This is a genomic window from Pseudorhizobium flavum (genome assembly GCF_044142885.1).
In the GTDB taxonomy this organism is placed as follows: domain Bacteria; phylum Pseudomonadota; class Alphaproteobacteria; order Rhizobiales; family Rhizobiaceae; genus Neorhizobium; species Neorhizobium flavum.
On sequence record NZ_JBIOKZ010000018.1, the window covers coordinates 1 to 12,957 of the forward strand.

7 protein-coding genes are annotated in these 12,957 nt (G+C 59.6%); 6 read left to right on the forward strand and 1 reads right to left on the reverse strand.

What is annotated here, in order from left to right:
• From ACEPP2_RS20300 to ACEPP2_RS20320, 5 genes are all read left to right on the forward strand, one after another.
• On the forward strand, positions 1 to 4,557 hold a 4,557-nt coding region (locus tag ACEPP2_RS20300), incomplete at its 5' end, for a VCBS domain-containing protein (RefSeq protein ID WP_395517770.1).
• A 448-nt stretch (positions 4,558 to 5,005) separates the two neighbouring features.
• Entirely contained in the window at positions 5,006 to 6,364 is a 1,359-nt protein-coding gene (locus ACEPP2_RS20305; RefSeq protein ID WP_395517771.1) for a TolC family outer membrane protein, read from the forward strand.
• A 17-nt stretch (positions 6,365 to 6,381) separates the two neighbouring features.
• Positions 6,382 to 8,538 carry a type I secretion system permease/ATPase gene (locus ACEPP2_RS20310; RefSeq protein ID WP_395517772.1) on the forward strand — a complete coding sequence of 719 codons (2,157 nt, stop codon included), beginning with the start codon at positions 6,382 to 6,384 and terminating at the stop codon, positions 8,536 to 8,538.
• A gap of 5 nt (positions 8,539 to 8,543) precedes the next feature.
• Positions 8,544 to 9,827 (forward strand): HlyD family type I secretion periplasmic adaptor subunit, encoded by a 1,284-nt coding sequence (locus tag ACEPP2_RS20315; RefSeq protein ID WP_395517773.1) that lies wholly within the window; start codon positions 8,544 to 8,546, stop codon positions 9,825 to 9,827.
• A gap of 1 nt (position 9,828) precedes the next feature.
• On the forward strand, positions 9,829 to 10,479 hold the full coding sequence (locus tag ACEPP2_RS20320; protein ID WP_395517774.1) for a ribbon-helix-helix domain-containing protein: 651 nt from the start codon (positions 9,829 to 9,831) through the stop codon (positions 10,477 to 10,479).
• A 4-nt stretch (positions 10,480 to 10,483) separates the two neighbouring features.
• On the opposite strand, the gene ACEPP2_RS20325 is transcribed toward ACEPP2_RS20320, so the two are convergent.
• Complete coding sequence (locus tag ACEPP2_RS20325) at positions 10,484 to 11,431, reverse strand: transglutaminase-like cysteine peptidase (protein ID WP_395517775.1); 948 nt, start codon at positions 11,429 to 11,431, stop codon at positions 10,484 to 10,486.
• Between the two features lie 261 nt (positions 11,432 to 11,692).
• Here ACEPP2_RS20325 and ACEPP2_RS20330 point away from each other — a divergent pair, with 261 nt between their 5' ends.
• Positions 11,693 to 12,844, forward strand: coding sequence for a type 1 periplasmic-binding domain-containing protein (locus ACEPP2_RS20330; RefSeq protein WP_395517776.1), 1,152 nt, complete (start codon positions 11,693 to 11,695; stop codon positions 12,842 to 12,844).
• Positions 12,845 to 12,957 lie beyond the last annotated feature (113 nt).

Genomic DNA, 12,957 nt, shown 5'->3' on the forward strand with positions numbered 1-12,957 from the left:
AACGACGACATACTTTCCAGCGGCAACCCGGGCGGAAACGGCGACCACGGACTGGCGAACACAAGCAATGTGCTTAAACACAGCTTTGGTGCGGATGGTCCGGGAGGCATCGCCTGGAGCGGGATCACCGTGACCAACGGAGGCAATCAGGCTGACTTCGCGTCCAGTGTCTCCACGGATGGCAAGACCCTCCAGGTCTTCCAGAGCGGCACCCTGGTCATCACGGCTGTGCTCAATCCTCTGACTGGCCAGTACACGCTGACCCAGAACGCTCCGATCGATCACGTAACGGGCGGAAACGAAAACGAGATCCAATTCAAGTTCAACTACAATGTCACCGATGGCGATGGTGACGTCGCCCCTGGCTATATCTGGGTCAATGTCGACGACGACACGCCCACTGGTGGTGCCGGCACGACGGCTTGGCTTAACGACGACATACTTTCCAGCGGCAACCCGGGCGGAAACGGCGACCACGGACTGGCGAACACAAGCAATGTGCTTAAACACAGCTTTGGTGCGGATGGTCCGGGAGGCATCGCCTGGAGCGGGATCACCGTGACCAACGGAGGCAATCAGGCTGACTTCGCGTCCAGTGTCTCCACGGATGGCAAGACCCTCCAGGTCTTCCAGAGCGGCACCCTGGTCATCACGGCTGTGCTCAATCCTCTGACTGGCCAGTACACGCTGACCCAGAACGCTCCGATCGACCATGTAACGGGTGGAAACGAAAACGAGATCCAATTCAAGTTCAACTACGATGTCACCGATGGCGATGGTGACGTCGCCCCTGGCTACATCTGGGTCAATGTCGACGACGACACGCCGGCAATCAGTGCTCCGGCGGAAGCTGTATCGGTTACGGAAACTGGCCTGCCCGCGGTGGCAGTCAATTTCGGCAGCCTCAATGTCAACGTCGGCGCGGACAAGGTCGGGGCGCATGTCGAAATCGGCACCGCCGGTGGGCAGCCCATCATAAACTCCAACCTCACCTCCGACGGCGTCCCACTTCTTTACGCAGTCCGCACCGCGAACGGCGTGGATCAGGAATTGGTCGCCTACAAGCAGGGCAGCAGCGTCGATGATCCGGTGTTCGTCGTCACAGTTTTGCGTCCGGGCAGTTTCGTCACGACTCTGTTCCAGAACCTCGACCACCTTGGTGACAACGAAGAGAAGCTCACACTCAACCTGGTCGCCCGGGTCTATGACGGCGATGGAGACTATGTCGACCAGCCCTTCTCGATCGACATCCTAGATAGCATCCCGACGGCCAATAACGTCGCCGTACCGACAGGGGTCACCGAGAACCAGAGCTGGCAGGTCACGCTCGTCGAAGGCACCGATTTCAAGTTCGGTGCGGATAACACCGGCACGTCCCTGACCATCGGTACGCCCACCTACACCGGTATTCCGACCGGCGTGACCTTAGGCAATCCCACGGTCCAGCTGGGTCCGGACGGGCGCACGATCACTGTCGACCCCGGCACGGCCTTCGACGGGCTGGCCGATGGCGAAACGGTTACAATGCAGATCCCTTATACCGTTACGGACGGCGACAACGACAGCGTGACGAAAAATGTTACGGTGACGATCATCGGCACGAACGATGCACCGACCCTCGCAGCCATGTCGGAAGCGACCTATATGGATACCGCCGCCGCCGATACCTTCTCGGCGACGACCGGGACCCTGGCCGGCGGTGACGTGGACGTTTCCAACACGCTTACCTACGGTATCAGTGGCGGCACCAACTCCGGCATGAGCGGATATGACATCGAGAAGGCCGGTACCTATGGCATTCTCTATATTAACAGCCAATCCGGTGCCTATCTCTTCCAGCCGAACGAAACTTCGATCGAGGCTCGCAAAACGGACGCGACGGAGAGCTTCACACTGACCGTGTCGGATGGAGTGGCGTCTGCCACGAAGACGCTGGAGGTAAAGATCGATGGCGCGAATGATACCGCCGAGATTGGCGGCACGGCCACCGGCGCTGTCACCGAAGATGGAACGCAGTCGGCAAGCGGCGCACTCTCCGTTTCCGATCGCGACACGGGCGATACCGGCTTCCAGATGCCGACGTCGTTGGCCGGCGTCTACGGGGACTTCACCTTCAATGCCTCCAACGGCCAGTGGACCTACGCGCTACGTAACTCCGACGCCAACGTCCAGGCACTCAGTTCCGGCGACGTGCGTCAGGATACGCTGACCGTCTATTCCGCTGACGGCTCGGCAAGTCAGGACATCGTCGTCACGATCACCGGTGCAGATGAGGTGAGCGCAGCTCCGACGGTCAACGAAAACACGTCTGCTGCTGGCCGATATGCCTTCAGCTACGATTGGGGCTTCTATGGGCCCAAGATGGTCGACTTCGCAACTGCCTCCCTCTTCAGTGGCGCTGTCGGTCCGATGCAGTACAGCTTCCAGCAACTGACAAACAACTGGGACGGCTGGCTGACTTTGGGCTCAAGTGTCACCGGGAATCCTTCGATATTTGATGATGGTCTTTATATCTATCGGGTCACCGTCACGAATTCGGACGGCGCGGCTGACAGCACGTATGTTGCGTTCAGTGCGCTCGAAGCAAGTTCCTGGGATATCGTGGTCACCACGAATTCCCAGGCGGATGAGGGTGACTATGGCGATGGCAACGTACATCGGCTGGAAGCCACTTCCGGGTACATTACCGATACAGTGATAACCGCAGGTGGCGACGACGTTGTCATTGGAGATGCCGGCAGCAATGAAGTCGATGCGGGCTCTGGTGACGATGCCGTCTACGGAATGGGCGGAGACGACAATCTACGTGGCGGTTCTGGAACCGATTTCATCGACGGTGGTGACGGTAACGACACGATCGACGGTGACAACGATAACGACGTCCTGCTCGGCGGCTCAGGCAACGACACGATTGACGGCGGTAACGGCAACGACATCCTCGTCGGCGGAAGTGGGGCTGATAGACTGAGCGGCGAAAACGGCAACGACCTGCTGATTGGCGATCAGTCCGATCTCCTGCTCGACGGCGGAACCGGCTACGATACACTTGAGTTGAGCGCCAACTTCACCAGCACAGACAACAATCAGATCCGGGGGGTCGAACGGGTTGTGCTGACGCATTCTGCTTCGCTTGATCTGTCCAACCAGTCGGAAGGGTTCAAGATCGAGGGATCTTCAGGTGCCGACATCATTGTCGGTGGCTCCGGCAACGATACGATCAACGGCGGCGCGGGTGCAGACAGGTTGACCGGCGGAGCGGGTGACGATGAGTTCAGACTTGGCCGCACCAGTGGAACTGACACTATCACGGATTTTATCGTGAATAGAGATACGCTCAGTTTCCATGGTGCCTCCACCAAGGAGGATCACACGAGCTTCGCGAGCATTCGCAACTCCGATGATAATCGTATCATACTGTTGTCGGCCGATAATCTTACCGATCGAGCCATCGCGGATGGAGATGCGGGAGACGATGCGACCAACAGTTACGTCTTGCTATGGAACTCGGAACACAGCCGTGCGGAGGTCTGGTTCGACACCAACTGGAACGACGCGGGCTCACGCACTCTGGTCGCGATTCTCAGCAACATCAATACACGAGCCAAGTTCGAAGCGATCGATCTTGATGATCTGAAGGGTCACAGCGATCCAACGGATCCCATTATCCTCGACCTCGACAAGAACGGCTTCGCCTTCTCGTCCCTCGACCAAGGTGTCCAATTCGACATCAACGCCGATGGTCGTGCGGATCGTATCGCCTGGACGTCACAGGATGCTATCCTCGCCCTTGACCTCGACGGCAACGGCCTGATCGACAACGGCTCGGAAATCTTCACACCTAACTTCAACGGTGGGGCGTTCGAGAGCGGTCTCGCCGCGCTGGCTTCGCTCGACAGCAATGGCGATGGCAAGATCGACGCCGGGGATGAGGCCTTTTCGAAGCTATCGGTATGGGTCGATGCCAACAACAACGGCGTGAGCGACGAAGGCGAGCTCTCCAGTCTCTCCGACAACAAGGTCGCCAGCATCTCGCTGACCACGAACCAGGCGGGCGGTTCGGAAGATGGCCAGACGATCTTCGCCGAGGGTGAGTTCACCTTCGCCGATGGTTCGACCGGCAACTTCGTCGAGGTGGGCTTCGATACGATCTTCGGTTCGGACCTCTCCGATGGCCTGACCGTGATCGGCACCGATGGTGACGACATCCTGCACGGCGGCATGGGGCAGGTGGTGATGGCCGGCGGTGCAGGCGCCGACACGTTCGTCTTCGATGGAACGGCGCTCGATGATCTCGACGTCGCCGACATCATCGCCGACTTCAGCTCATCCGAGGGCGATGTCCTGGACGTGACTGCTCTCCTGGACACGCTCCTGGGCGAGGAGGCAAGCACGGAAGCGGCCGTCTCAAGCATCCGCGCCACGGTGGACGGAAGCGATACGACCGTCAGCGTCCAGGTCTCCGACGATAGCTGGAAGGATGTGGCAGTGCTTCAAAACCATGTGGAGGCGGTCAAGATCCTCTTCAAGGACGAACATCACGACGTGCACGCAAGCTGATTGCTTTGCTGACAAAGATCGAAAGGGCGCTTCGGCGCCCTTTTGGCGCTCCAACCCTGCTTCATCGTTCGAACGATCTGGCATCACCTGACAAGCCGCGGTCCTGTGTCCGCAGTGTTACACGTGTCCGAAAAGCAACCATAGCTGGAATGCCTTTTGCACCACGCAGTACCGCCCGAAAATGAGATAGGTCTAAAATGCATGCTGTCACAGCATGTTAGAAGTAAGCATCAGTGGTTAACTCTTTCTAAGCAAAGGTTTCTAGGCCACTTGCCTAATAACCCGATGATGATAAAGCTTCTCACCGTCCAGCTTGGCAAAGGCCGCCAGTTGAACGGGGTGCTGGAAGTTGTGGGGGCTTCGAAAAGTGAACATTACCAAGTATTTTAAAGCCGCACTGTGTGCGACTGTGTCTATTTTCATGCTTTTTCCAGCTGCCGCGGGAGCGATGAGTCTCGACCAGGCAGTCGACAAGACATTAAAGACCAACCCGCAGATCATGCAGGCTGTACAAAACCGTGAGGCTGTCGAGTTTGAACTTCGACAGGCACGCGGCCTTTACCTGCCATCCGTTGATCTTGAAGCGGGTGTGGGGCGCAGAAGGCTCTCCAACGACAGCACAGGCACGCTCAGCCGCGATTACGAGACATTTTCCTCAAGCGACGTAGGGCTGACCATTACCCAAACCCTGTTCGACGGTGGCAATCGCCGTGCGCAGGTTGAGCAGCAGGCGTCCCGTGTGGACGGTGCATCCTTCCGCGTTGTGGAACGATCCGAAGCTTTGGCATTGCAGGTTACCCAGGACTATCTGGAATACCTGCTTCAGGCGCGCATTGTCGCGATCGCCAAGCAGAATGTGGGCTTCCACAACCAGATTGTCGGCGACATCGGTGAGAGCATTCGAGGCGGCGCGCTGACGGATGCCGATCGCCTGCAGGGTCGCGAACGCGCCGCCGCAGCTCAGGCGCGCCTGAGGGAGGCTCTGGAAGAGCTGGAACTGACCAAGATCCGCTTCTTAAAGACGGTCGGAGAGCCGATCGGGCAGGCAAAGATGCCGCCCTCCTTGAATGCGTTCGTCCCCCGGACGCTCAATGATGCGATCTTCGTCGCGCAGCAAAACAGCCCGCGCGTTCATTCGGCCGATGCCGACATAGACGCCGCAGATGCCGGCGTGCGTGGCGCTCGTGCCGCCTACCTGCCAAAGGTCGACCTTCAGGGAACGGCGCGTGTCGGCAACGACATCGATGGAGATCAGGGGCGGACGGACGACCTGCAGGTGCGCGTTGTTGCGCGGTGGAACCTCTACAGGGGTGGTATCGACCAGGCGCGCGAGCAGGAGCAGATCCGTCGCGCCAGCGAGCAGCGTTATGGGCTGGCCCAGGTGCGTCGCGAGGTCGAGGAAGCCGTAAGGTCGGCTTGGAACGAGCGGAGCAGCAGACGGGAACTGGCTGGCCTGCTGGCGACGCAGTCCAGCACCAACGCCCAATTGGTGTCATCCTATCGCGACCAGTTCAAGGTCGGTCAGCGATCGCTGCTCGACGTGCTCGACGCCCAGAACACCCGGTTCAATACGGCCATTCTTGCCGATACGGCGCAATTTGCCGCGCTGTTTGCGGAATACAAGATCCTCGCCGCATCCGGAAAGCTGCTCGAGGCGATGAAGCTGAAGCCGGTCGAACAGGCCGAGGCCTATGCGCGCGATGAGTTCGCCGTACCGGCAAGCGTCGCGGACCCGGGCTATGTCCGGATCGAGTCGCGCCAGGAGGCCGGAATGCCGATGGACCTCCTTGCGCCGATTCGACAGTAGTCGGCTGGCGGGATGACATGCTCAACGTGAAGCTCGGCCAAGCGGAGACGGCGCCACTCCAATCATTCAAGGCGGCGTTCAAGGCTGTGGCGAGCTTCTACGGTCGGCCATCTTCGCAGATGGTTCTGTTTTCCGGCCTTCCGGATGAGATTTCCGAATCGCTCGAGCTTGCCGATGTCGAGCATCTGGCGCACCGGGTCGGACTCGACGTCGTGCAGTGTGGTGAGCGCGAGGTACGCGAAGGGCGTTTTGACTGCCCCGCCATCGTCGTCTTCAACAATGGCGGCGTTCTGCCGCTTCTGGAAGTTGACGCCGGCGGACTTTACACAACAGAGCTCTCCAGCCCCTCGGGCCTGGCGCAGACCATTACCCATGAGGAGCTTGTCCGGCTTCGTCCAGGCTACGCCTTCAGCTTCACCCTCTTTTACCGCAATGCGTCCGAAGAGGCATTGGTCGGCACTGCAGCCGATATCGAGCGACGCCACTGGCTCGTGCGCGCCCTGACGCCCTATTGGCGAACCTATCTACGCGTCGTTGCGGCTGCCCTGTTCATCAACCTGATCGCGCTGGCCTCGCCACTCTTCACGATGAACGTCTATGACCGGGTGCTCCCCAACAAGGCGTTTCCGACGCTTTGGGTGCTGGCAGCGGGTATCACTCTTGCCTATGTCTTCGAGTTCCTTCTCAAGACGGCCCGCTCTTCATTGATCGATCATGCCGGACGAAACGCCGACATGCGTCTTTCCCAGATGATCTTCGACAAGGTCTTGAACTCGACACTTGCGTCACGGCCGATGTCGACGGGCGAATACGCCAACCGCGTGACGCAATACGAGTTCGTACGGGAATTCTTCACCTCCAATACGATCAGTCTGGCGATCGATACGGCCTTCGTCTTCATCTTTCTTGCGGTCATCTATTTCATCGCCGGCTGGCTGGTGGTGATCCCTGCCGTCGCCCTGGCGCTCTCCATCCTGATCGGCCTTTGGGCCCAGGCCGCGATCGGCAATCGCATGGCTGCGGCCGCAAACGAAGCCTCGCGCAGGCAATCCCTGCTGATCGAGACGATCTCCACGATTGAGACGCTTAAAAGCCTCGGAGCAGAGGCGGGAATGCTGCGTCGCTGGCAGGAGTTGATGAAGCTCTCCAGCCGGACCAGCGAAGATATCAAGCAGATCTCGGCGAACGCCGTGAACATGACGTCTTTTGTGCAGCAGATGGTCAGTGTGCTGATCGTGATTGCCGGCACCTATCAGTTCGCTGAAGGCAATCTGGCCATGGGCGCCATCATCGCGACTGTCATGCTTGCCGGACGAACGGGTGCACCGCTTGGGCAGATCGCCATGACACTGGCGAGGTTTCGCCAGGCGACCATGTCGCTGAAGATCCTCGACAAGATCATGGAGCAACCCGAGGACCGTCCGTCCACGGTCGGCTTCGTCAACCGGCAGATCAGCCGCGGCGGTTTCAGCTTCCAGAATGTTTCGTTCCAGTATCCCGGTTCCGATCAGGCGGTGATCGACCAGCTCTCGCTGACCGTGAGCCCGGGCGAGAAGGTCGGGATCATCGGTCGGATAGGGTCGGGCAAGACGACACTTGGGCGTCTGCTTGACGGCCTGTTCGTGCCAACTGACGGCCGGCTGCTGATCGACGGGGTGGACATCCGTCAGTATCACATGGCCGAGGTCCGAGCGGCAGTTGCCGTGGCAGGCCAGTCCTCCGACCTCTTCTCCGGTACTGTTAAGGAAAATCTCCTTCTTGGCCGCGCGGATGCGACCGACGAAGAGCTTGTCCACGTGGCGCAACTGACGGGCGTGGAAGAGTTCGTATCGCGCCACCCGCGCGGTTTCGACATGCCGGTTGGGGAGCGTGGGACCAATCTGTCGAGCGGGCAGAAACAGGCTCTTACGATTGCAAGACTGCTTCTCACCAAGCCGAAGATCGTCTTTCTCGATGAGCCCTCAGGCGCCATGGATCTTGCCAGCGAGCGCCACCTGATCGCACGCCTGAAGAATGCATTCGGCCCGGACACGACGCTTCTCATCGCCACACACCGCTTCAGCATGCTGGAGCTGGTCGACCGCCTCATCGTCATCGACAAGGGGCGTATCGTTGCCGATGGGCCAAAACAGGACGTTATGGCGGCCCTGAATGCCAAGGCCGCAAGATCATGACGAGAATGGCCCAAGACGCACCACCCTTTTTTGCCCGCATGCTGCTGATGATCGTCGGCGCCTGTCTTGTCGCGTTTGTGCTGTGGGCAAGCTTTGCCGAGATGGATGAGATCGCTCGGGGGGAGGGGAAGGTCATCCCCGTCTCCAAAACCCAGATCGTGCAATCGTCCGAGGCCGGCATTGTTCAACAGATCGCAGTCCAGCTTGGGCAGATTGTCCGAAAAGGCGACCTGATCGTACAGATCAACAATCAGACCACGGAATCGACGTTGGGCGAGTCTGTTGCCAAGGCACGGGCCTTGAACGCGAAGGTTGCTCGTCTGGAGCTCGAGGAAGTGGGGGCCTATGATGCTCCCTTTATCTGTCCGGACGTGGTCGCAAAGGTCGCGCATGGCGTGTGCGAGAATGAGCAACGGCTTTTCGCGGCCAACAAGGCAAGCTTTCAAAACAAGCTGAGTGTCCTTCAGGAACGCAAGCGCCAGCGCGAGATCGAGCTGGCGGAGGCTTTCGCCAATATCGATCGGCTCGAGCAGACCATTCAGGCTGCCGGCAAGCAGCGCGACCTTCTCAACCCGCTGGCCAAGAAGGGGCTTGTCGCGCAGACGCAGCTTCTCGACGTGGACCGCGACATGATCGAGCAGCAGGGGCAGCTCAACGTCTACAAGGAAAGCATAGAGCGTCTGACCCGCGCAGTCGAAGAGGCAAGGCTCCAGGTCGATGAGCTGGCCCTGGAGCTGCGCCAGCAGGCTTTGACGGACAAGGCCCAGTCGCTTGCGGAATTATCGGTTGTCGACGAGACCATTCGCGGGGCAACCGACCGCGTCGAGCGCACCGACATCCGTTCGCCGGTGGACGGGATCGTCAATACGCTCGAAGTCAACACGATCGGCGCCTATGTCGATCCGGGAACCGTCGTCGCAGGGATTGTTCCCACGGCCGACACGCTGCTGATCGAGGCTCGCATTTCTCCAAGGGACGTTGCTTTCGTGCGCCGCGGTCAAAAAGCGATCGTCAAGATCACGGCCTATGACTTTGCCATCTTCGGCGGGCTGGAGGGCGAGGTGACGAATGTCTCGGCCGACAGCATCGTGGAGAAGGAGAAGGGCGAGACCTATTATCTGGTACAGGTCAAGACCGATCGCTCCGACCTGGAGCGCGACGGCAAGCTCTACCCGATCATACCGGGGATGGTCGCCTCCGCCGAGATCATGACGGGCCGCAAGACCATCCTCAGCTATCTCCTGAAACCGATCAACAGAGCGCGATCGGTTGCTCTGACGGAGCGGTGACATGCTGATCGGCAAGGCTCCACCCGACGCTGCAAGCGAGGGGCTGAACGAGGTTTTGCCGCTCCTGCGGCCAGAGGACATCGAGCCCAGGTTTCGGGCCGTCGCAGGCTCCGACGGAGAACGGCGCGGGATCCGGCTGGAGCGACTATACTGGGATGGACTGGGACAGATGTCGGCGGCCGGGCGGATTTCGACAGCCGAGATCGTCGAGCGTACGGCATCTCAGTTTCCGGCCGGCAATCTCGCGTCGCTTCTGAGGGTTCTGAGCCTGAAGTGGACGCTCGGACGTCTGACTTCCGCCCAGGAAGTCGCGGGAATGGACAACCTGAAGTCGCTCATCAATGCGTCTCCGTCGCCCGCCATCGTCTTGACCCGGGATAAGCGGATCCAGTTCTTCAACGATCCGTTCTTGACGATGCTGCGCCAGAGGCTGCGCCTGACCGATTTGCGGATGCTCTCCAATGGTTTGACGTTCGCCATTGATTGCCAGATGACCGAAGTCTTGGAGATGCTGCAGACGAACCGCGGCAAGACGATGAGTATCGGTTTTTCCATGGCATGCGGAAATCACGCGATGAAGGGACGCATCAATCTGGCGCTGGCACCGGCGCTGGAGCGGTCGATGCTGGTCGGCTTCATCGCCGCCTTTTGATTACCTAGCCGTCGATGCCCACCATTCCCTCACCGGGGGCGATGTCTGACAGGCTGGCCGTTGCGGCGATGGCCTTGCTCTTGCTGCGAGCGCCGTGAATGAACCCCTTGCCGTCGCGGATGGAGTAGAGCGCCACATAGTCTGGAAGCTGGCTGTCCAGACGAACCTGATCACTCAGATTGTCGAGGATGTAGTTTCGGCCCTCGACCTCAACGGCAAGAACGGCATGGTAGAAGCGCCGCTTCTGGTCGAAGACGACCACGAGGGACATGGCGTCGCGGTCGATACCATACGACTGAAGTGCTGCCATTTTGAGGATGGCGAAGTCCTCGCAATCGCCCTGCCGCCGGGCAAGCGTCTCGTCCGGGCCCGCCCAACGGTCCATCACGCCATAGGTGTCAATGTCTCGCCGGTACTGGATGGAGCGATTGACGGCAACATTGACCAGATTGATGCGGTCGCGGATGGACTGCTTGCGCAATTCCCGTGGATTGTGCTGCCGTTGACCGCTCACACATCCGTCCAGGTCGCACGAAATCGAAGGATCTGAAGAGAAGTCTGCGATCATCTCGAACCGCTTCAAGGCGGCAAGACGCTTGAACGGCAGCGCGATACTGTCGAAAGCGCCGCCTGGCTGGATCGGTTTCGCCTTCGGCGAAGGAAGATGCTCGACAGGTCGCGCCAGTGCGACAGCCTGCAATTTTGGGGTCGGTGTTGAGGCAGGCGGAACTTTGAGGCCGGGCGAATAGCTAGCGAAGCGAGGCGGCGTCGACAAGAGCGCAGCATCACGAAAGGCGGGGACGGGTATTTCGAAAGAACGGGCGGGTTGGCCCTTCACTTGCGCCGCAAGCCCGGCATTCAAGAAGGGCGCGGAACCGGCCTGACCTGCGAGCGAAAGCACGATTGCGGCCGATAGAGAAGCTTTCTTGAAGATGTCGTTCGTCAGAGGCATCGGCGTTCTTTCCTGTTTGTCGGAAAGATACCGCCTGCCGATGAATCTCCCGTTCAGAGGCAGGGATAACCCCTTGAAAACATGGAGGATAAAACTCTCATAAAATTGGACCAATCTTCCTCACGACTTGTAGAGGGTTCGATCCTGGTGTATTGCTCAAGCAACAGTTTAGGTTGAGCTGAAGATGTTGCTGCATCCCTTCGAATTGGTGCCCGGTCGCATTTTTGGTCTTCAGGTTGTCTCGATCCGGGTCAAGCATTCATGACATCACGCGTAGTTTTGCGAGCGCTGGCAATAGCGTCCGTCTGCCTGGCCGCCGTCGGCTGCCAATCCGAGGGAAGCGAGTGGAGCAAGCACTTCAATGACAGTGCATTGAAGCCGCCTTCCTCTGCCGTGGAGGAACGCTTCGGGAATGGCCCGGTCGAGATCACTCTGCTCCTTCCGCGGGGATCGACCGGCATCTATGACGAACCCACACGCGACGTCAGGGACGGAGCGGCCCTTGCGGCTGCGGAACTGGGCGATGCTTTGGTCACAGTGCGGGTGGTGGACGTAAGTGGCGGTCCGCAGGCAGCAAAAGAAGCAGCTGAGGCCGCTGCTGCGAGAAACTCGTCCCTGTTGCTGAGTTATGCTGGCCAAGAGACAACCGGCGCGATCGCTTCCATCCCGGTCGCCAATCGACCACCGATCATCAATCTCTCTTCGACCGTGACGGGAGAAAACCTGTTCAATTTCAATTCGGATGATGTGGAAGCCGCGGCCACGGTCGTGGCGGGGCTGGCAAGTGCGGACAAGACATCCATTGTCGTTCTCGCGCCATCGGACTTCTCCGCAGAGCAAGAACAACGCCTGACGGGCAAGGTGCAGCAGGCGGGGGGGCGTGCCTCTCAGATCTTGCGATATGCTGGCGATGGAAAGGATATCGGCAAGACAGTCGCTTCCAGGGCCGATCTCATCAAGAATGCCGGTGCCGTCCTCATCCTCGGACGCACCACAGCGGTGAATGACGTGATCGCGGCCGTGAAGAAGCTTAACGCCAATGCGCCGATCCTGGGGACAGAGGGCTGGCCGCGAAGCGCTATCTTGAATCCTGCAGCCAACGGGGCGCTGCTTGCCGCATCCGAACAGGAAGGCGCCTCGCTGATTGCGGAACGCTATCAGCGCCACAAGGGACGTGGGCTGACGCCAAATGCGGCGCGGGCCTATGACAGCATTGCCATCGGAAGCGGTCTAGTTCGCGCTGGCGGGGCCGAAGCGATCAAGGCCTCTGCCCTGTCAAACCCTACGGGCTTCAGGGGCGTAAGCGGCGTCTTCCGCTTTACCACTGATGGCAGGACGGAGCGCCAGTTCGGCCTCTACAGGATCGAATCCGCCAAGCTCGTACCGGTTCAGGCTGCGAGCGCCTCGTTTTAGCCCAGGCTGCCGCCCGGTTGCCATCGGGTAAGGCGACTGGCGCTACGCTGCGTCGCAGGTTCAGCGGCGAAGGGACGAAGTTCCCAGTCGCGTCCTGAACCCACAACAAGCCG